Source organism: Methylobacterium sp. Ger2507, assembly GCF_055231875.1.
In genome coordinates, this window is the sequence record NZ_JBUYVC010000001.1 from 1,641,673 (window position 1) to 1,662,185 (window position 20,513).

Below are 20,513 nucleotides of genomic sequence, written 5' to 3' on the forward strand. Positions count from 1 at the left end.
CGGATGAGGGTGATTGCCAGGCAAGGGCAACGGGAGAGGCCGGCCTCCGCCCGGCGACGACGTCCCGGGCGACTTGCACGAGGCCGGCCGGTTCGATCCGCTCGGCGGTGGATTCCAGTTCGTCGAGGGTCCACCAGCGGGTTCCGAGCACCGGATTGTCCTCGGTCTCGGCGAGGCGGCTCGTGTCCACGGTGGCATCGGGCAGGCGGACGACGAAGTAGCGCTCGCGTGCGAAGCGCGGGGTCTTGAACAGGTGGAACGGGCCATCGCAGGATGCGACCTGGGGGCCGATCGCGGAATCGGTCACGCCGATCTCTTCCGAAAGCTCGCGCCGGCAGGCTTCGACGTGCGTCTCACCCGGCTCAAGCCCGCCGCCGGGCATGAACCAGAAGGTGCGTGCCTCGGGCGCGGCGGGATCGATCGGGCGCACCGCTTCGTAGGCGATCAGTAGAAGGCGGTCATCGGGATCGAACACCAAGGCTCGGGCGATATCGCGAACCGGAAGGTTCGGCGTCACGGAGGAGTCCTGCGTCACGATCAACTCCTTGGTTATTCGCTGTCCTTTCCCGCTTTACCAGGGAAATCCAAAGGAGCCAGGGGCGTACCCGTTGGAACGGCCGGCATCCAGATCACGATCGGCAGATCGCGATCGTCTCGTCCTGGCGGATCGGGCAGGGGGATGGCCCGGTTGTCCAGAAGATCGCGGGCCACGACGAGGCCTGCCAGCGCGTCGAGATGATCGTCGGCACCGACACCGGGCGGACGGGCGGCGATCAGGCCTTCCGGAAGGCCCGCAGTGGCCAGCAAGGCTCGACGTTCGGCCAAGCCCTGCTGGCGCCCCGGTCCCTTCTTTCCAGCCGCCAGGCCCCGCCCACCATTGAGTTGGCGGAACGCGATCTCGGGATGGACCTCGTGCAGGCGTATGCCCAGTTCGGGCCGGCGATCGAGGAGTGCATCGACCTCACGGATATAGGGCAGGATGTTCCAGCACTGGATCGAGGGCGCGAAGGGCGGCGTGCTGTTCGAGCGGGACAGGGCCTTGGCCTCCGCGTAGGTCGCTGCGTAGACCGCGCACCGGGCCGGCACCGGAAAGACGCTGGCGCGACCCGATCCGAGCATGGCCCGGGCGGCCCGGTCGGCAACGCGTCCGCCGGCAACGACGTGGGTGTCCAGGCCGATCGGAATGTCGATCCCGACGCGAAGCGGCGCCTCGGGGGCGTCGAGAAGGTCGGCAACTTGGTCAAAACGCGCGGCGCGGTAGCGCGCCGGGTCGTCGAGATCGAGAAGGACACCGGCCCAGGCCCCACGGCAGCCGTCGAGGCCGCCGATCCAGCACGTCATCGGAGCGACCCTGGATACGGCCACGCGAACCGGATCGAGCTTGGCTCGTTGTCGCTGCTCAAGGCCGCCGCTGCCGGCGACCGCCGAAACAGGACTGCTTTCATGGACATCGCCGTCGACAAGGTCACCGAGATCATCCTGCGGGTTCGGGCCATCGATGTGAAGGAAGGGCCGACTGACCCCGATTCCGGTTCCAATCCCATCGATGACGGCGCCACCGACGTGCTCGTGTCCGGCACCGACGATGCGACCGAAGAGGAGCTGAGCGCCATGATCGGCGCCCTCAACGATGACGAGCGCGCCGACCTGCTCGCCCTTCTCTACATCGGGCGTGGCGACATGGAGCCGGAGGAATGGGCCGACGCGGTCCGGTTCGCCCGCGAGCGCGAAGCGGCCGGGGAGGGCGCCGCCCACGAGATCCTGGGCATCCCCAACGCGGGCGATCTCCTCGATGAGGGGCTCGCCAATCTGGGGATCACGCCGGACCTGCCGCAGGCCTGACGACGAAACAGCCGGACCGGTCCCGCATCAGCGAGACCGGCCCTAGCCCGAGCAGCCGTCCGGGACCTGCAGCGTTTCACGGCTGGCAGGGCAATGCCAGGGCGGTATCGGCGACGAAACCGGCCGTCTCACGCAGGCTTTGCGGCTGCCTCGCATCGAGCGAAACCGCCTCGGCCTCGCGATGGAGTCGGTCGTTGCAGGCGCAGGTGGGGATTTTCCCGCGCGGCGGCGAACAGCTGTCGTGATGCATGCAGGCGAGATCGAGGGCGTCGATCGGGGGCCTTGGACTCCGATTGCCGGGTCCGCAGTAATTTCCATGGATCAATAGGGTGCCTCGCGCCGGGTCGATGTAGGGCAGGTCCTGGGCCGACACGGGCATCGAAAGCCCGGCCGAGAGGATCGCAGCGAGCGCGAGCGGCGCCACCTGCGGGCGACCGGCCCGAACAGCGTGATCTGGGTCCATCGTCGAAGCCTCGTCTTCGTGATCCACCACCCTCCGTCGAGAAAATGGAGCCGTGGCCCGCGGTGACAAGCGACCGCGGCGTTTCCCGCTGGAAACCGCCACCGACCGACCCCAAGCGTCGCCTCTGGGATTCTGCCCGGACGACTTGCTCGCTCATCTCAGCCGAATGCGCCGGCCTGTCGCGGACGGCGAACCGCAACCGCGAACCGTTGGGGCGCCGGTCGCGGGAGCCGTTACCCCCATCATCCACACCGTTAACCTTTTCTTAACCCGCCGATTGTCGTGCAACGCCGGCCGTGGGACATTCGTTAACAGAAGCTTAACGAGGCCAAGGGCGGTCATGCGGTACGGGTTTTCCCAGCGTTTCTCGGCCCGGACGGTCCGCCGTGCTGCCATCGGCGCCGCCACCCTGTTGGCCGGCCTGCTCGCCGGCTCCGGCGCCGGTGCGCAGACCCTGGCTTCGCTGCCGACCGTTCCGAGCGCCATCAGCGCCGGTGTCCAGACCCGTCCCATCGCCGCCTGGGTCGATTTCTGCGCGACCTATGCCGGCGAATGCGCCGTGAATACCGCCGAGCCGACCCAGATCACCCTGACGGCGGCGGTCTGGAGCGCCATCGTCGCGGTCAACCGCCGGGTGAACAAGTCTCTGGTGGCCGTCACTGACATGGATCACCTCCATGTCGCCGACCGGTGGGACCTAGCCGAGGACGGCTCCGGCGACTGCGAGGATTTCCAACTCCTCAAGCGCAAGCTCCTGGCCGAGATGGGCCTACCGCGCCGCGCCATGCGGATGACCGTGGTCATCGACGAGAAGGGCGAGGGCCACGCCGTGCTCACCCTCATCACCGACCGGGGCGACATCATTCTCGATAACAAGACGAGTGCGATCCTGCCCTGGCGCCAGACCGGCTACACCTTCATCAAGCGTGAGAGTCAGGATACTGTCGCCTGGGTGTCCCTTGGTCGGGCCATGTCGCCAGTCACCACCGCCAACCGCTGAGTGGTCCCGGTTCGGGATTGTGGACAACGCGATCCTTTAACTCACGGTTAAGCGTGGTCACGCGAGGGTGCGCCCGTTCGGGAAGCCCCGCCTCATGACGATCCGCCCCACCGCGCTCCTGCTACTCCTGATGATGTCGTCCGCCGTGGCGCAGGATGGTGCGGCCGTGCCCGATCGCCATGCCGCGTGGCGTTCATGCCTGCAGCGAAACTTTGCCCTCCAGGCCGCGATCGCCAGCCGCATCATCGCGGCGGATGCTGCGCTGCGGACCTGCCGACAAAGCGAGCAGGCCTATCTCGCCGCTCTGTCGGTCTCACCGTTGGTCGACGGTGACGACGTCGCCCGCGTCCGCCCGGCCCTGCTCCTGCGCGCCAAGGACTGGCTTCTCGACGGCGGACGCCAGCGCCCGCTCTGACGGCCCACGCGCAGATCTCAGCGGAAAGATTTCCGCGGGTCGAAGGCATCCCGCACGGCCTCGCCGGCGAACACCAGCAGGCTCAGCATCACCGCCACGACGAAGAAGCCGGTCAGGCCGAGCCAGGGCGCCTGTATGTTGTCCTTGCCCTGCGCCAGCAACTCTCCGAGCGACGCCGAGCCGGGGGGGAGCCCGAAGCCGAGGAAGTCGAGCGACGTCAGCGTCCCGATCGATCCGTTGAGGATGAAGGGCAGGAAGGTCAGCGTCGCCACCATCGCGTTGGGCAGCAGGTGCCGGCTCATGATGCGGATGTTCGACAGCCCAAGGGCCCGTGCGGCGCGAACGTACTCGAAGTTGCGGGCTCGCAGGAATTCCGCGCGCACGACGCCCACGAGGGACACCCACGAGAACAGCAGCAGGATACCGAGCAGGATGAAGAAGCCGGGCTCAATGAAGGCCGAGATGATGATGATGAGGTAGAGGGTCGGAATTCCGCTCCACACCTCGATGAACCGTTGCAGCGCCAGATCGACCCAGCCGCCGAAATAACCTTGGACCGCTCCCGCAACGACGCCGATCGCCGAGGAGATCAGGGCCAGGATCAGCCCGAACAGCACCGAGATGCGAAAGCCGTAGATGATGCGGGCCAGCACGTCGCGCGTGGTGTTGTCGGTGCCGAGCCAGTGCGTCTCGAGTTCGGAGCACGACTTCCCGACATTCTGGCACTGGGCCTCCGTCAGCATCCAGGTCGGCGGCGACGGGGAGGGGGTCGGCAAGCCGTCGATGATGGTGTCGTAGGAATAGGGGATCGGAGGCCAGATCGCCCAGCCGTGATCGGCGATCTCCTTGCGGGTCTCGGCCGAGCGGTAGTTCGGGCGGGCATAGAACCCACCGAACTTCTCGTCCGGATAGTCGATCAGGACCGGGAACAGGATCTCGCCCTTGTAGGAGACCACCAAAGGGCGATCGTTCGCGATGAACTCGGCGAACAGGCTGGTCACGAACAGGGCGGAGAAAATCAGGAAGGACCAGTAGCCAAGCCGATTGCGCCGGAAATTGGCGAGCCGTCGCCGATTGAGCGGCGACAGACCGCGGGGCGGCAGCGGCAGGGCGACGGCCTGAGTCCTCTCGGGTCGCGCGACCTCGTTCATCGGGCGCCCCGTTTGCTGCCGCTCACCGAGAGGCCGCTCAGCCGTCGATGCGCGTCGCCGTGCCCTCGATCTCGTTCGGGCGCAGACCGCCATGGCGCTCGAGATGGCGGCGCAGCAGGCGGACGTTGCGGCGATTGGCCTTGAAGGCCGCGTCGAACAGGTCTCCGGCCAGGGGCACCGCTCCGAGCGCTCCATCGGCCGCGATGTTCAGCGCCATCCGGGCGATTAGCCAGCGCGGGGCCCCGAGGCGACGCGCTTCCACCACGATGTAGGAGGCCAGCAGCATCCCGGCCACATCGCCGACCACGGGAACCAGTCCGACCAGGGCGTCGATGCCCACGCGCCGGTTGATGCCCGGGATTACGAAGGCGGAATCCATCAGGTGCGCGAACGCCTCCAGGCGCAGCAGCGTCGCCTCCCGATCGTCCGCCTTGGCGCGAAAGCGGGTCGTGGCACCGGCGGTCTGAGTGAAGTCCATGGTCGGGCTCCGGGCGATGCGCGGCGTTGTCATGAACGGTGATGTGGCCCCGGCGTCGCACGCCCGCAAGCGCCGTCTGCATGAACCGTTTCATCGGGCTGCAGGCCGCGCGACGGCCGAGAGCCGGTCGAGGGCCCGGTCCAGGACATCGTCGGCTTTGGCGAAACACAGCCGGACGAGATGGCGCACCGAGGCATCGGGATAGAACGTGCTGATCGGGACCGCGGCGACACCGTGCTGGCGTACCAGCGTGTCGCAGAACGCGACGTCATCGTCGCAGCCGAGCGGCGCGAGGTCCACATTGAGGAAATAGGTGCCGTGGGAGGGCAGGACACGAAATCCGCGTTCGCTCAAGCCTGCCGTCAGGCGATCGCGGGAGTGCGCGAAGCGGGCGCGCATCGCCGCGAAGGAAGCGTCCTCCTTGGAGAGGCCGTAGGCCACCGCCGTCTGCAGTGCCGGGGGCGTCGTGAAGGTGAGGAACTGGTGGGCATTGGCCACGACGCGCAGGAGGGGGGCGGCCGCCATCACGAAGCCGACCTTCCAGCCCGTGAGGCCGAAGATCTTGCCGGCCGAGCCGATCTTGATGGTCCGGTCGCGCATGCCGGGAAGCGCCATCAGGGGGATATGGCGCGCTCCGTCGAAGACGATATGCTCCCAGACCTCGTCGCAGACCGCGATCACGTCGTGCCGGGTGCAGAAGGATGCGAGCAGCGCCAGATCCTCGCGCCCGAAGATCGTCGCGCTGGGATTGAGCGGATTGTTGAGGATGACGAGTTTCGTCCGGTCCGAAAAGGCCTCCGCGAGGGCCGCCGCATCGAGCCGGAAATGCGGCGGCTGCAACGGCACAATCCGGGCGATTCCTCCGGCCCGGCGCACCAGCGGCAGGTAGGCGTCATAGAGGGGAGCGAACAGCACCACCTCGTCGCCCGGCGCGATCAGGGCGAACAGCGATGCTGCGATCGCCTCGGTGGCACCCGAGGTCACCATCACCTCGGACATCGGGTCGAGGTCGAGGTCCTGGTGATGTGCGTAATGGGTCGCGATCGCCCGGCGCAACTCGGGCAGGCCCATCATCGGCGGATACTGGTTGTCACCGTGCAGAACCGCCTCGGCCGCTCTCCGGCGGACATCCTCCGGGCCGGGGTCGTCGGGAAAGCCCTGGCCGAGATTGATCGCGTTCAGGTCCCGGGCGAGGCCCGACATGACCGTGAAGATCGTCGTCGGCAGATCGGCAAGGACGGGATTCATGAGACGCTGGGTTCGAAGACAACGGGAATGACGCGGAAGCCGGAGGCGTAGCACGCTCGCCCATCCGGACGAAATGTGCGTCTTCGCACGCCTTCCCCGCCGGTCTGCTCACCGCTACCTGACGATTGTTGACTTTCATCACCCATCACTTAGGTTTCGGTTCACGGCTGGAGCGGCGATCGCCAGCACGGGACTTCGCCCCCTCGTTCCGGGCTTGTGTCGTTGCCGCTCCGGTCCGTTACGAGAAGAGGCCGTCGCTCACCCCAGCGACGGCCTCTTTCGTGTCAATTTCAGGCTCACCTTGCGGGGGATTGCCAACCCGCCCGTCTTCTCGCCTGCCGGATGTTCGATCGCCCGTTGCGGGCCCTCGTTGAAGACCGGCGCGCCAGCAATATCGTGGAAACGGGAAGGCCGTACTGGCGTCGTATTGGTCTAGTAGAACCCGTCGCATGCCGTGTCGCGACTGCCATGATGACGTGGGACCGGCCGGGGCAACGAATTCCGTATCCCTGCTCGGGATACGTTCCGCACCGGCCGGTGGTGCGAGCCGGGTGCGACGTTGCCCGATCCTGGCCCGGGGCGCGCGCCGGTCTTATCTGACGTCGACCCGGAGCATCCGTGGTTGCTGTCTCCGCACGAGCGGGCCGGCGGTTCCGAATGGACTGGTGGTCGAATCCGCGTGTCTCGTGAGAGTCCGCCGAATCTCCCGCTCGCAACGCCGGCTGCAACACGCCATGATCGCTACGCCATGAATGAAACCTCGCCCATCCGCACCGAGACAGCGCGCGAGTACCCGGGAACGCTGCCTGGCGACGCGCGCCCGCGGGAGACGCCCGTTGCACCGCCCGTCGGGCGCCGCAGCCGGGCTCGCTTCTGGTTCATCCTGCTCCTGATCCTGGCAGGCGCCGGCTATGCCGGATATCGCTTCTACCTCGCTCCGAAGTCGGAGACTCAAGTCGCTACCGCGCCCGGGCGCGGCAAGGGTTCGGGTGGACGCGGCGGCCATGCCGAGCCGCCCCAGGCGGTCGGCATCGCTACGGTCGCGCCCGGCGACGTCCCGATCGTGCTGGCGGGCCTCGGCACGGTGACGCCGCTCGCCACCGTCACGGTGCGCTCGCAGATCAGCGGCTATCTCACGGAGATCGGCTTTCGCGAGGGTCAGACCGTCAAGAAGGGCGATTTCCTCGCCCAGATCGATTCGCGCCCCTACGAGGCTCAGCTCGCCCAGTACCAGGGCCAACTGATGCGGGATCAGGCGCTGCTGCAGAATTCCAAACTCGATCTCGCCCGCTTCCAGCGGCTCTCTCAACAGGATTCGATCTCGAAACAGAACGTCGACACGCAAGGCGCCCTCGTCAAGCAGAACGAGGGTACGGTGGCGGCCGACCAGGCCCTCGTCGACCAGCAGAAGCTCAACATCACCTACACCCGCATCGTCTCGCCGGTGGAGGGACGCGTCGGCCTGCGCCAGATCGATCAGGGCAACTACATCACGGCTGCCTCGACCAGCATCGTGGTGGTGACCCAGCTCCACCCGATCTCGGTGGTCTTCACCCTGCCGGAGGACGACGTCGCGCGGGTGATGCGCCGCGTGCGCTCCGGCGCCAAGCTCGCCGTCACGGCCTACGACCGGGGTGACACCAACATCATCGCCACCGGCGTCCTCGACACCGTGGACAACCAGATCGATACCACCACCGGCACGGTGAAGCTGCGGGCGATCTTCGAGAATCAGGACGACGCGCTGTTCCCCAATCAGTTCGTCAACGCCAAGCTCGTGGTCGATACCGTGCGCGACGCGCCCATCGTTCCGACCGCGGCGATCCTGCGCGGTACCCCGGGCACCTACGTCTACCTGCTGCAGGGGGACGACAAGGTGGTGGTCCGCCCGGTCAAGCTCGGCGAGGCGGACGGCCCGCGGACGGTGGTCACCGAGGGCTTGAGCGTCGGCGACCGCGTGGTCGTCGACGGCACCGATCGTCTGCGTGACAACGCCCCCGTGCGCATCACCGAGGAGGCCGGCAAGACTCGGACCGGCGCGCCTGGCAATCGCCCGACCGCCGATGGGGCCGCGATGCCGGCCGCCGCGCCGGTGACGGAGGGCGCCAAGCCCGATGCCGCCAAGGCGGATGCCGTCGCGCCCGAAGGCCAGAAACGCGAGCGCCGCCGGCAACGTCCGGCCGAGGCGCAATGAGCCGATGAATCCGTCCCGCCTCTTCATTCTGCGGCCCGTCGCCACCACGCTGTTCATGCTGGCGATCCTGCTGGTCGGCATGGTGTCGTATTTGAACCTGCCGGTCTCGGCGCTGCCGTCGGTCGATTACCCGACGATCCAGATCCAGACCTTCTATCCGGGCGCGAGCCCGGAGGTGATGACCTCGGCGGTGACGGCCCCCCTGGAGCGGCAGTTCGGACAGCTCGCCAACCTTAACCAGATGACGTCGCAGAGTTCGGCCGGCGCCTCCGTCATCACCCTGCAATTCAGCCTGGATCTCGCCCTCGACATCGCCGAGCAGCAGGTCCAGGCCGCGATCAATGCGGCCGGCAACCTGCTGCCCTCCGACCTCCCGGCGCCCCCGATCTACGCCAAGGTCAACCCGGCCGACGCACCGATCCTGACCCTGGCGCTCACCTCAAAGACCCTGCCGCTCACGGAAGTGCGCGATCTGGCCGAGACGCGACTGGCCCAGAAGATCTCTCAGGTGGCCGGCGTCGGCCTCGTCAGCACCGGCGGTGGGCAACGCCCCGCCGTACGCATCCGCTTCAACGCTCGCGCCCTGGCGGCCTATGGCCTCAACATCGACGACCTGCGCACCACGGTCACCAACCTCAACGTCAACACCCCCAAGGGGACCATCGACGGGCCGACACAGTCCTATTCCATCAACGCCAACGACCAGATCCGCGACCCGAAGGCCTATGACGATGCGATCATCGCCTACAAGAACGGCGCACCGGTCCGGCTCTCGGACGTCGCCGACGTGGTCAACGGTCCCGAGAACACCAAGCTCGGTGCCTGGATGGACGAGACGCCCGCAGTCATCCTGAACATTCAGCGCCAGCCCGGCGCCAACGTCATCAGTACCGTCGACAAGATCAAGGCGCTGCTGCCCCAGCTTCAGGCGACTCTGCCGGCCGCCATCGGCGTCACCGTGCTTACCGACCGCACCACCACCATCCGTGCCTCGGTCCACGACGTCCAGGTGGAACTGGCGCTGGCCATCGGCCTCGTGGTGCTGGTGATCTTCCTCTTCCTGCGCAGCGTTTCGGCGACCCTGATCCCGAGCCTGTCGGTGCCGCTCTCCCTGATCGGCTCCCTGGCGGTGATGGATCTCTACGGCTTCTCCCTCGACAACCTGTCGCTAATGGCTCTCACCATCGCCACCGGCTTCGTCGTCGACGACGCCATCGTGGTGATCGAGAACATCGCCCGCCACGTGGAGGAGGGCGACTCGCCCTTGGAGGCCGCGCTCAAGGGCAGCCGCGAGATCGGCTTCACCATCATCTCGCTCACGGTCTCGCTGATCGCCGTGCTGATCCCGCTCCTGTTCATGGGCGATGTGGTCGGGCGCCTGTTCCATGAATTCGCCATCACGTTGGCCGCCACCATCATCATCTCGGCGGTGGTCTCGCTCACCCTCGTGCCAATGCTGTGCGCGCGCCTGCTGAAGGCGCACGTGCCCGGTGCCCAGGACCGTCACGAGGGACTCATCGCGCGCAGCGCGCGCCGCTTCATGGACGGAATCATCGCAGGCTATGGCCGCATGCTGCGGGTGGTGCTGCGCCACCAGACGCTGACGCTGATCGTCACCCTCGGTACGATCGCGCTCACCGCCTACCTGTTCGTTGTGATCCCCAAGGGGTTCTTCCCGGTGCAGGATACCGGCGTCATCCAGGGCGTGACCCAGGCCGACCAGACCGTCTCCTACGCGGCCATGGCCGAGCGCCAGCGGAAGCTCGCCGCCATCGTGCTGAAAGACCCGGATGTGCAGAGCCTGTCCTCCTTCATCGGAGTCGACGGCCAGAACGTGACCCTGAATTCCGGACGCTTCCTGATCAACCTGAAGCCGCAGGATCAGCGCATCGCCCGCGCGCCCGAGATCATCGAGCGGCTCAAGGCAGCCACGACCAATGTCGCGGGCATCCGCCTCTACCTGCAGTCGGTGCAGGACCTCACCATCGACACGGCGGTCGGGGCGACGCAGTACCAGGTCATCCTGGAGAACCCGAACCTGACCGAGTTCGAGACCTGGGTCCCGCGCTTCGTGCGGGCGCTGCAGGCCTCCCCGCTGCTGATGGACGTGGCAAGCGACCTGCAGGCGAGCGGGCTGGCGGCCTACATCACCATCGACCGCCCCACCGCCGGCCGCTACGGCATCACCCCGGCCACCGTCGACAACGCCCTCTACGACGCCTTCGGCCAGCGCATCATCTCGACCATCTTCACCCAGTCGAACCAGTACCGGGTCATCCTCGAAGCCGATCCCGACCTGCACAAGACCATCGAGAGCCTGGACCACATCTACCTGCCGTCCTCGACCGTGGCCGCAGGCCAGGTCCCGCTCTCGGCGGTGGCGCGGGTGAGCGAACGGCGGGCCCCCTTGCTGATCAGCCATCTCGGCCAGTTCCCCGCCACCACGGTGTCGTTCAACCTCGCCCCCGGAGCAGCCCTCGGCGACGCGGTCACGGCGGTGGAGGCGGCCCGTCAGTCGATCGACCTGCCGCCGAGCTTCCGCGTCGTACCGCAGGGCTCGGTCTTCGCCTTCCAGTCGGCGCTCTCGAACCAGCTCTTCCTGGTGCTGGCCGCCATCGTGACCGTCTATATCGTGCTCGGCGTGCTCTACGAGAGCTTCATCCACCCGATCACCATCCTGTCGACGCTGCCCTCGGCCGGGATCGGGGCGCTGATCGGGCTGATGCTGTTCGGGCTCTCCCTCGACATCATCGCGATCATCGGCATCGTGCTCCTCATCGGCATCGTGAAGAAGAACGCCATCATGATGATCGACTTCGCGCTCCAGGCGGAGCGCGAGGAAGGCATGACTCCGCGCGACGCGATCTACGAGGCCTGCATCCTGCGCTTCCGGCCGATCCTGATGACGACGCTGGCGGCCCTGTTCGCGGCGGTGCCGCTGATCGTCGGCACCGGCGTCGGCTCGGAACTGCGCCAGCCACTCGGTATCGTCATCGCGGGTGGCCTCATCGTCAGCCAGGTGCTGACCCTGTTCACCACGCCGGTGATCTACCTCGCCTTCGATCGCCTGGAGCGCCGCCTGTCCGGCCGCCGCGCCGGCGGGGCCGACAGCGTCGAGGCGCTGCCGTGAACGTCTCCGAGCCGTTCATCCGGCGGCCGGTCGCCACCACGCTGCTGACCATCGGCGTGCTGCTCGCCGGCATCTTCGCCTTCCTGAAGCTGCCGGTGGCGCCGCTGCCGCAGGTGGATTTTCCCGTCATCCTGGTCCAGGCGCAGATGGCCGGCGCTTCGCCCGAGACCATGGCAACCACCGTGGCGGCGCCCCTGGAACGCCGCCTCGGCGCCATCGCGGACGTCACCGAGATGACCTCGACGAGTTCGCTGGGTTCGGTCCGCCTCGTCCTGATGTTCGGGCTCAACCGCGACATCGACGGCGCGGCCCGGGACGTCCAGGCGGCGATCAACGCCGCCCGGGCCGATCTGCCGACGGCGCTCCGGTCGAATCCCACCTATCGGAAATTCAACCCGGCCGACGCGCCGATCCTGATCCTGGGCCTGACCTCCGATACCCTGACGCCGGGGCAACTCTACGATTCCGCCGCCACGGTGGTGCAGCAGAAGATGTCCCAGCTTCCCGGGGTCGGGAACGTCGACATCGGAGGCTCCTCGCTCCCGGCGGTGCGGGTCGAGCTCGATCCGACGGCTTTGTTCAATTACGGGATCGGACTCGAGGGCATCCGCGCGGCGCTCGCATCCGCCAACGCGAATTCGCCGAAGGGCGCCATCGAGACCGAGACGCGTCACTACCAGCTCTATGCCAACGACCAGGGCCGGGTGGCGGCCGACTACCGGGATCTCGTCGTCGCCTATCGCAACGGCGCCGCCGTGCGTCTCACCGATGTCGGCCAGATCGAGGACTCGGTGGAGGACCGGCGCAACCTCGGCCTCGTCAATGGCAAGCCGGGCGTGATCCTGTTCATCTACAAGCAGCCAGGCTCCAACGTCGTCGACACGATCAAGGGGCTGAAGGCCGCGATCCCGCAGGTGAAGGCGGCGCTTCCGGGTGACATCGACCTCATGGTCACGGGCGACCGCAGCGCCACCATCCGGGCCTCCCTGGCCGAGACCGAGGAGACGCTGCTGATCGCGGTCGTCCTCGTCGTCTTCGTGGTGTTCCTGTTCCTGCGCTCGGGCCGCGCCACGCTGATCCCGGCGGTGGCGGTACCGATCTCCATCGTCGGCACCTACTCGGCGATGTACCTGCTCGATTACAGCCTCAACATCCTGTCGCTGATGGCGCTGATCATCGCCACGGGTTTCGTGGTCGACGACGCCATCGTGGTCCTGGAGAACATCCAGCGCCACATCGAGAAGGGCAGGCCCCGGGTCGAGGCGGCCCTTCTCGGCTCACGCGAAGTCGGCTTCACCGTCATCTCCATGAGCCTGTCGCTCATCGCGGTGTTCCTGCCGATTCTGCTGATGGGCGGCATCGTCGGGCGCCTGTTCCAGGAATTCGCCGTCACGCTGTCGCTGGCGATCCTCATCTCGCTGGTGCTCTCGCTCACCACCACGCCGATGATGTGCGCGCTGCTGCTGCGGCGCGAGGCACCTCATCAGGCCGTGCGGCCGAACGGGTTCGTGCGCGTCCTGGAGGCCGGATTCGACGGGATGCTGAGGGGCTACGAACGCACCCTGCGCATCGCCCTGCGCCATCGTCGTCTGGTGGCCCTCTCGCTGCTCGCGACCGTGGGCCTGAACGTCTACCTCTACATCATCGTGCCGAAGGGCTTCTTCCCCGAGCAGGATACGGGACAGATGATGGGCGGCATCCAGGCCGACCAGCGCATCTCGTTTCAATCGATGAAGCAGAAGCTGGAGCAGGCCACCGCCATCGTGCAGGCCGACCCGGCGGTCGACAGCGTCGTGGGCTTCACCGGCGGGCGCGGCACCAACTCGGCCAACGTCTTCGTGGGCCTCAAGCCCCGGGGCGAGCGCGATTCGATCACCGCCGTGATGGCGCGCCTGCGCCCGAAGCTGTCCCGTGTCGCCGGTGCCCGGCTCTACCTGTTTCCGCGCCAGGATCTGCGCATGGGCGGCCGCCAGAGCTTCGCCCAATACCAGTACACCCTTCAGGGCGACACGGCGGAAGAGCTTTATGCCGCTGCGCCGAAGCTGGTTCAGGCGCTGCAGAAGAACCCGATCTTCGGGGACGTCACCTCGGACCAGCAGGAGGGCGGTCTCGAAAGCCGCCTCGTCATCGATCGGGTCACGGCTTTCCGCTACGGCCTGACTCCGGACAAGATCGACAACACGCTCTACGACGCCTTCGGCCAGCGTCAGGTCTCGACGATCTACAATCCCCTCAATCAATATCACGTCGTGATGGAGATCGCGCCGCGCTACCTCCAGAGCCCCGACACCCTGAAGATGCTCTACGTCTCGACCTCGGGCGGCAAGGCCCGGGGTTCGGCCACCACCAACGCGGTGGCGGGCACGGTGGCGGGTGCCCCGGCCGCCGCGGGTACGGCGGCGACGGCCGATGCGACGGCCGCCAGCATCGCGACCGACTCCGCCCGGAACGCGGCCGCCAACGCCATCGCGGGCGGCAAGGGCGGCGCCTCGTCGAGCGCGCCGGTCTCGAGTGCCAAGGAGACCATGATTCCGCTTTCGGCCTTCGCCCGCCTGGAGACCGGCAACGCGCCTGTGCAGGTGAGCCACCAGGGCCTGTTCGTCGCCACCACGGTCTCGTTCAATCTCGTGCCCGGCAAGAGCCTGTCCGATGCCACCGCCGCCATCGAGCAGGCGATCACCGATCTGCGCCTGCCTGCCACCATCCACGGCGAGTTCGCAGGCTCGGCCAAGAGCTTCCAGGAATCGTCCTCACGCCAGCCCTTGCTGATCCTGGCCGCGCTGCTGGCGGTCTATACGATTCTCGGAATCCTCTACGAGAGCTTCATCCACCCCATCACGATCCTGTCGACGCTGCCCTCGGCCGGCATCGGTGCTCTGCTGGCACTTCTCGTCTCCGGCACCGAATTCACCGTCATCGCGCTGATCGCGGTCTTCCTGCTCATCGGCATCGTCAAGAAGAACGCGATCATGATGATCGACTTCGCCCTCGATGCCGAGCGTACGCACGGAGCCTCCCCGCAGGATGCGATCTTCGAGGCCTGCCTCTTGCGCTTCCGCCCGATCATGATGACAACGCTCGCCGCGATGCTCGGTGCATTGCCCCTCATCCTCGCCGGCGGGGAGGGCTCCGAACTGCGCCGGCCCCTCGGCATCGCCATCGTCGGCGGCCTGATCGTGAGCCAGATCCTGACCCTCTACACCACCCCCGTCGTGTACCTGTATCTCGACCGGCTGCGCCGCCGCGCGCCGGCGGACGGCACCGCGCTGAGCCCGGCCGAATGAGGCTGCGCCCCGAACTTTTGACGACGCTGGGTCTCGCCGGACTCCTCTCCGGCTGCATGGTCGGGCCGGACTATTCGCGTCCCTCGGTGGAGACACCGCTGGCGTTCAAGCAGGGCGGCACCCGCGAGGACAGTGCCGCCTCTGTGGCGAGCCGCAAGGGCTGGCGCCCGGCCGCGCCCAACGACGGGGCCGAGCGCGGCGACTGGTGGCGGGTGTTTCGCGATCCCACCCTCGACCGGTTGATCCGCCTCGTCGACGTCGACAACCAGAGTCTTCGGGCCCAGGTGGCGGCCTACGAGCAGGCACGCGGTTTCGTTGCCCAGGCCCGCGCCGCGCTGTTTCCCACGGTGACCGGCGCCCCCAGCATCTCGCGGTCCCGCACCATCGGCATCGAGCGCACCAACGTGTCGCTCCAGGGGCAGGCGAGCTGGGAACTCGACCTGTTCGGCCGCATCCGCCGCAACATCGAGAGCGAGGTCGCGACCGCCCAGGCCACCGCCGCCGAACTCGCCCTCGTGCGCCTGACGCTGCAATCCGAGCTTGCCACCAACTATCTCACGCTGCGCTACCAGGATTCGCTCCAGCGCGTGCTCAACGAGAATATCGAGGGCTACAAGAGAAGCCTCGCAATCACCGAGAACCAGTACAATGCCGGGGTCGCAGCCCGCTCCGACGTGATCACGGCGCAGACCCAGCTGCAGACCACCCAGGCTCAGGCCATCGCCGTTGGTCTGCAGCGCGCCACCTTCGAACACGCCATCGCGCTGCTGGTCGGCCGGCCACCGTCGGAGCTCAGCCTCCCGGTGGCGCCGCTGGCCGCGCGTCCGCCCGGGGTTCCGGTCGGCATCCCCTCTGGGCTGCTCGAGCGGCGCCCGGACGTGGCCCAGGCGGAACGCAACGTTCAGGCCCAGAGCGAGCAGATCGGTGTCGCCGTGGCGGCGTTCTATCCGACCGTGACGCTGTCGGCCTCGGGCGGCATCTCCGGCAACCCGGCGAACGGTCTGTTCTCGGCCGCAAACCAGGTCTGGTCGGTGGCGGCCGCCGGGTCCGAGGTCTTCTACGACGGAGGCGCGCGCGCGGCAGCCCTGCGCATCACCCGTGCGGCCTACGACGCCAGCGTCGCGAATTACCGTCAGACGGTGCTGACAGCCTTCTCGGAGGTCGAGAACGGACTGGCCGGCGTGCGGATCCTCGCCCGCCAGCAGGTGGCCCAGGACGAGGCCTTGGCCTCCGCCCGCCGCGCCGTGGAGATCACCCTCAACGAGTACCGGGCCGGCACGCAGAACTTCACCACCGTGGTCACCGCGCAGGCGCTCGCCCTCAACAACGAGGTCACGGCCCTCCAGATCCGGCTCAACCGCTTCACCACCGCCGTCTCGCTGATCCGCGCCCTGGGCGGTGGCTGGGACGTGCGCAGCCTGCCAACCGGCGAGGAACTGAAGGAAGCCCGGTTGCCGGTGGATTCCGGGCAGGCCGTCCGCATGGACGAGTAGGGGCCGGTGCCGAGCGATCCGTGGCAGCCTGTGCGATCTGTCACGACCTTGGCCGGAACGTGCCGCGATGCCGCAGGTTGACGAGCGGATTTTGCCGGCGCGCCGCCCGGCAACCGTGAGTGGAGGCCGTGGGCCATGGATCAGACACCCCCCGCCGATGCACCCGAGCCAGAGGCCGTTCCGGCGGCACCGCCCTGCACCCTGGTGATCTTCGGAGCCGGCGGCGATCTCACGAAGCGACTTTTGATGCCGGCCCTGTACAATCTGGCCGCCGGAGGCCTGCTCGATCCGGGATTTCGGGTCATCGGTGTCGACCACAACCCTAACACCGACGAGGGCTGGCGTAAGGATCTGTCCGAGACGATGCAGTCCTTCACCACGGACCGCACCTCGGAATTCCATCCGGAACGCATCGATCCGAAAGCCTGGGGCTTCGTCCGCGAGCGACTGAGCTTCCGCCAGGGCGACTTCACCGCCGCCGAGACCTTTTCGAGCCTCGCGGGTGCGCTGTCCGGCAACGTGATCTTCTATCTCGCCGTTTCGGCTCGCTTCTTCGGCCCGGTCGTCGATGCCCTGGGCGAGGCGGGCCTGCTCAAGGAACAGTCCGGTGCCTTCCGCCGCGTCGTCATCGAGAAGCCGTTTGGCAGCGACCTCGACTCGGCGCGAGCGCTCAACGCGCGCATTCTGAAGCACGGCACGGAGAGCCAGTTCTTTCGCATCGATCACTTCCTCGGCAAGGAGACGGTGCAGAGCATCCTGGCGATCCGCTTCGCCAACGGTCTGCTCGGACCGGTCTGGCACCGCGACCACATCGACCATGTCGAGATCACTGCGGCGGAGACCATCGGCGTCGAGGCCCGCGGTGCCTTCTACGAGCCCACCGGGGCGCTGCGCGACATGGTGCCGAACCACCTGTTCCAGCTCCTCTGCATGGTGGCGATGGAGCCCCCCGCGACCCTCGATGCCGAGGATGTCCGCGATGCGAAGGCCCGGCTGATCCAAGCGGTGCAGCCGGTTCAGCCCGCGCAGGCGGTACGAGGCCAGTACGGCGCCGGTCGGGAGCACGGGCACGCCGTGCCCGGCTACCGCGACGAACCGAACGTCGCCGCGGATTCGCGGACCGAGACCTACGTCGCGCTGAAGCTTTCGATCGACAATCCGCGCTGGAAGGACGTTCCGTTCTACCTCCGCACCGGCAAGCGGATGACCAACCGCGTGACCGAGATCGCACTTCACTTCCGGCCTCCGGCCCGCTCGCCCTTCGCGGCTCCCGACGCGCCCGTGACCCCGGATGTGCTTCGCTTCCGGATCGACCCCGAGCAGGGGATGGATATCGTGATGAACGCCAAGCGCCCCGGGCCGCGACTCGATCTTGGTCGGGTCACCGCTGCGTTCGACTACGGTGACTTCTTCAAGGAAACGCCGAGCGTCGGTTACGAGACGCTGCTCTACGATTGCCTGATCGGCGATGCGACGCTGTTCCAGCGCGCCGACAGCATCGAGGCGGCCTGGGCGGTGGTCGATCCGTTGCTGAAGGCCTGGATCGATGCCCCCGTGGAGTTCTATTCCGCCGGCAGCGACGGGCCGGAAGGTGCGACCGCGTTACTGGCCGCCCAGGGCCATCGGTGGCTACCGCTCGGCGAGGGATGACCGCGTCGCTTTCGATGGTTTCGCGCCCCGGGATGCTGTCGAGATCGGCCGGCCCGCGCCTTGCCTGCTGGCCGGCCGGCCCTTGTCCGGTGATCCCGGTTGGAGCTCCGTCAGGGCATCGTGGTGCAGGAGCAGGACTCCGGTGGCGGCGGCGAGCTTTCGCGCCGCTGGCGTGAACCCGGCATTGGAGACCACCGCCGCCATGTCGCCGGACCAGTAATGCAGGGCCGCGGCGATTTCCTGCACGGCGCCATTCCCCACCGGCCGACCATAGCGCTTGCACTGGACCACCAGACGGATGCCGGCCTGCTCGGCAATGATGTCGGCCCCCTGGTCGCCGCTGGCCTGCGTCGCGCGGGCGGCCCAGCCCGCCTCCCGCAGTCGTTCGGCGCAGTAGCGTTCGTAAGCGATGCCGTCTTCTGGCGCCTCACTCTCGTCGGGCAGGTTAATCTCTGATGCGACGCGCTCGATGATGTCGAGGATTTCGTTCCAGAGGTCGTCGATCGCCGCCCCGAGCCCGCGGGCTTCGAGCTGCGGCACGATGGTGCGCTCGGCGAAATAGGCGCGTTCCCGCTCCCATCCATCGCTGATCAGATTGCCATAGGCATCGACGAAGCATTCCTGCCGCCGGCGGAGCGCAAGCGTCGGCGCGTGCCCGCGCGCGATCCGCCGGATCAGTCGACGGATGCGCCGGGGACGGTCGAGATGGTGGAGAAGGATCGCGACGAGCGCGAGACCCGCACCGATGGCGCCGGGCTGGCCGAACCAGAGGGCGAAGCCCCCTCCCAAGACCGAAGTCCAGAACAGGCGCGCCACGAGACGCGATCGGTCCGACATGATGTGGTTCCAACCCCCGAAGGCGCCGGGGTCATCCGACCGCCGGCCTCATCGAGCCGGACCGTGCCAGCCGCGGGTTGCGCGTTCTCTAACGGGGTCGGATTGGCCGCCAGGAATTCCGTCCCGGCGTCTGAAGATGCGGTGCCCGAATACAGGGCGAAGAGGTACAGAGCGTGCTCTTCCTCTTCGAAGACCGGTCTGGTCTAAGAAAAAAGCGGCATTTCACGCGAGCCTGGACGCTCCATCGCCCGATTGGTCACTCGCTGTGGATAACGCCGCAGAGGCGGGAGCGTGATGCTCCGGCCTCTGCGCTGCGCCATTTTGGCGCGGTCGCTTGCGATCCGGCTCAGGCCTGAGCGGCGAGGCGCGGACGACGTCCGCGCGGGAGCGGTGCGGCCTTGGCTTCGATGTCGACGAGGACGTTGTCCTGCTTCCGGCGCTGCTGGCCCAGACCCATGTTCTTGGCCAGTTCCGAACGGGCGGCGGCATAGTTCGGCGCAACCATCGGATAGTCGCTCGGGAGACTCCACCGGGTGCGATACTGCTCGGGCGTCATCTCGTAGCGCGTCCGAAGATGGCGCTTCAGCGACTTGAACTTCTTACCGTCTTCCAGACAGACGATGTAGTCCGGGGTGATGGACCGCTTGACCGAAACGGCCGGGGTCAGCGGCTCGACCTTCTCTTCGACGCCGGACTGATTCAGCTTGCCGAGGGTCGCGTGAATAGACGCGATCAGGGCCGGCAGGTCCGCGATCGGAACCGAGTTGTTGCTTACGAACGCAGACACGATGTCTGCCGCAAGTTCGATGTAGTCGGGCAGGATTTCCATCTCAGCACTCATTACCTGATCTCTCAATGCGCTTGTGAAGGTTACGGACCCCGGTGGGAAGCTGCCGCCGGGGAGGTTTGGCAAGGGGCGTCATGGTTGTGACTTGCTTCTAGCTATGATGACGCAAAGAAAAAGGCAAGAGGATGTTTAGGTCTCGCATGGATAGACCGCGGCATTTGCTAGTGAACTGGAATAGACCACCAACTGCATGCATTCTGAGAAACCGGCCTGGATTGGTCCAAAATTCTGCAGAACTACACAGATGCCCGTTGAGGGCTATGAACCGTTCTGACGGGCGGGCATTTCGCTCGCAACGAATTTTGATGGGGTCGTTGGTGGCGGTCTTTTGCAGATCAAAAGCGGAGTTCGATCTGATCGCAAACGGACCTTTAGAGCCGATATCGAGCAAAAACCGCCGGATGGCCGAAATTAGTCCTTGAATACAAAATCCAGACCCAAAATGGTTGGTCTCGCGGCCGGAAAAAGCCGCGATGCGCCG

At 67.0% G+C, this 20,513-nt stretch carries 15 protein-coding genes and 1 pseudogene; 8 read left to right on the forward strand and 8 right to left on the reverse strand.

Translation table 11 applies throughout. From position 1 onward, the window contains the following. Window positions 1-13: 13 nt before the first annotated feature. Together ACV7NL_RS07640 and ACV7NL_RS07645 are read right to left on the reverse strand one after the other, a co-directional pair. A pseudogene (locus ACV7NL_RS07640) lies at window positions 14-535 on the reverse strand (NUDIX hydrolase); the annotation flags it as partial. 14 nt (window positions 536-549) lie between these two features. Then, window positions 550-1,341 carry a DUF429 domain-containing protein gene (locus tag ACV7NL_RS07645; protein ID WP_247635017.1) on the reverse strand — a complete coding sequence of 264 codons (792 nt, stop codon included), beginning with the start codon at window positions 1,339-1,341 and terminating at the stop codon, window positions 550-552. 102 nt (window positions 1,342-1,443) lie between these two features. Between ACV7NL_RS07645 and ACV7NL_RS07650 the strand changes: the two genes are divergently transcribed. Continuing rightward, window positions 1,444-1,842, forward strand: coding sequence for a DUF3775 domain-containing protein (locus ACV7NL_RS07650; protein WP_056180025.1), 399 nt, complete (start codon window positions 1,444-1,446; stop codon window positions 1,840-1,842). Window positions 1,843-1,918: 76 nt separating this feature from the next. Here the strand turns inward: ACV7NL_RS07650 and ACV7NL_RS07655 are convergent, their stop codons facing one another. Next, window positions 1,919-2,305: a hypothetical protein gene (locus tag ACV7NL_RS07655; RefSeq protein ID WP_463355325.1), complete on the reverse strand. Its 387-nt coding sequence runs from the start codon at window positions 2,303-2,305 to the stop codon at window positions 1,919-1,921. A 340-nt stretch (window positions 2,306-2,645) separates the two neighbouring features. On the opposite strand from ACV7NL_RS07655, the gene ACV7NL_RS07660 reads away from it, so the two are divergent. Together ACV7NL_RS07660 and ACV7NL_RS07665 are read left to right on the forward strand one after the other, a co-directional pair. Beyond that, window positions 2,646-3,305 carry a transglutaminase-like cysteine peptidase gene (locus ACV7NL_RS07660; protein WP_463355326.1) on the forward strand — a complete coding sequence of 220 codons (660 nt, stop codon included), beginning with the start codon at window positions 2,646-2,648 and terminating at the stop codon, window positions 3,303-3,305. 94 nt (window positions 3,306-3,399) lie between these two features. Next, window positions 3,400-3,720, forward strand: a complete 321-nt coding sequence (locus ACV7NL_RS07665) for a hypothetical protein (protein WP_056179174.1) — start codon at window positions 3,400-3,402, stop codon at window positions 3,718-3,720. Between the two features lie 17 nt (window positions 3,721-3,737). Here the strand turns inward: ACV7NL_RS07665 and ACV7NL_RS07670 are convergent, their stop codons facing one another. The 3 genes from ACV7NL_RS07670 to ACV7NL_RS07680 form a co-directional block, all read right to left on the reverse strand. After that, window positions 3,738-4,871 (reverse strand): ABC transporter permease, encoded by a 1,134-nt coding sequence (locus tag ACV7NL_RS07670; protein ID WP_056483926.1) that lies wholly within the window; start codon window positions 4,869-4,871, stop codon window positions 3,738-3,740. Window positions 4,872-4,908: 37 nt separating this feature from the next. After that, window positions 4,909-5,349, reverse strand: coding sequence for a DUF4112 domain-containing protein (locus tag ACV7NL_RS07675; RefSeq protein ID WP_463355327.1), 441 nt, complete (start codon window positions 5,347-5,349; stop codon window positions 4,909-4,911). A 90-nt stretch (window positions 5,350-5,439) separates the two neighbouring features. Next, window positions 5,440-6,597 (reverse strand): aminotransferase, encoded by a 1,158-nt coding sequence (locus ACV7NL_RS07680; protein ID WP_463355328.1) that lies wholly within the window; start codon window positions 6,595-6,597, stop codon window positions 5,440-5,442. A gap of 748 nt (window positions 6,598-7,345) precedes the next feature. Here ACV7NL_RS07680 and ACV7NL_RS07685 point away from each other — a divergent pair. The 5 genes from ACV7NL_RS07685 to zwf all read left to right on the forward strand — a co-directional run bounded on the left by ACV7NL_RS07685 (window position 7,346) and on the right by zwf (window position 18,348). After that, on the forward strand, window positions 7,346-8,791 hold the full coding sequence (locus ACV7NL_RS07685) for an MdtA/MuxA family multidrug efflux RND transporter periplasmic adaptor subunit (protein WP_056483934.1): 1,446 nt from the start codon (window positions 7,346-7,348) through the stop codon (window positions 8,789-8,791). Between the two features lie 4 nt (window positions 8,792-8,795). Beyond that, window positions 8,796-11,921 (forward strand): MdtB/MuxB family multidrug efflux RND transporter permease subunit, encoded by a 3,126-nt coding sequence (locus ACV7NL_RS07690; RefSeq protein ID WP_463355329.1) that lies wholly within the window; start codon window positions 8,796-8,798, stop codon window positions 11,919-11,921. Further along, on the forward strand, window positions 11,918-15,205 hold the full coding sequence (locus tag ACV7NL_RS07695; protein ID WP_463355330.1) for an efflux RND transporter permease subunit: 3,288 nt from the start codon (window positions 11,918-11,920) through the stop codon (window positions 15,203-15,205). Before ACV7NL_RS07690 ends, ACV7NL_RS07695 begins: the two co-directional genes overlap by 4 nt. Next, window positions 15,202-16,698 carry an efflux transporter outer membrane subunit gene (locus tag ACV7NL_RS07700; protein ID WP_056179192.1) on the forward strand — a complete coding sequence of 499 codons (1,497 nt, stop codon included), beginning with the start codon at window positions 15,202-15,204 and terminating at the stop codon, window positions 16,696-16,698. The genes ACV7NL_RS07695 and ACV7NL_RS07700 overlap by 4 nt, the downstream gene beginning before the upstream one ends. A gap of 135 nt (window positions 16,699-16,833) precedes the next feature. Further along, window positions 16,834-18,348, forward strand: a complete 1,515-nt coding sequence (gene zwf / locus ACV7NL_RS07705; protein ID WP_056179195.1) for a glucose-6-phosphate dehydrogenase — start codon at window positions 16,834-16,836, stop codon at window positions 18,346-18,348. Here the strand turns inward: zwf and ACV7NL_RS07710 are convergent. Continuing rightward, entirely contained in the window at window positions 18,328-19,185 is an 858-nt protein-coding gene (locus tag ACV7NL_RS07710; RefSeq protein WP_463355331.1) for a restriction endonuclease, read from the reverse strand. The two genes, zwf and ACV7NL_RS07710, sit on opposite strands and share 21 nt — an antisense overlap. Before the next feature lie 346 nt (window positions 19,186-19,531). Further along, entirely contained in the window at window positions 19,532-20,014 is a 483-nt protein-coding gene (locus ACV7NL_RS07715) for a Ros/MucR family transcriptional regulator (protein WP_463355332.1), read from the reverse strand. Between the last annotated feature and the right edge of the window lie 499 nt (window positions 20,015-20,513).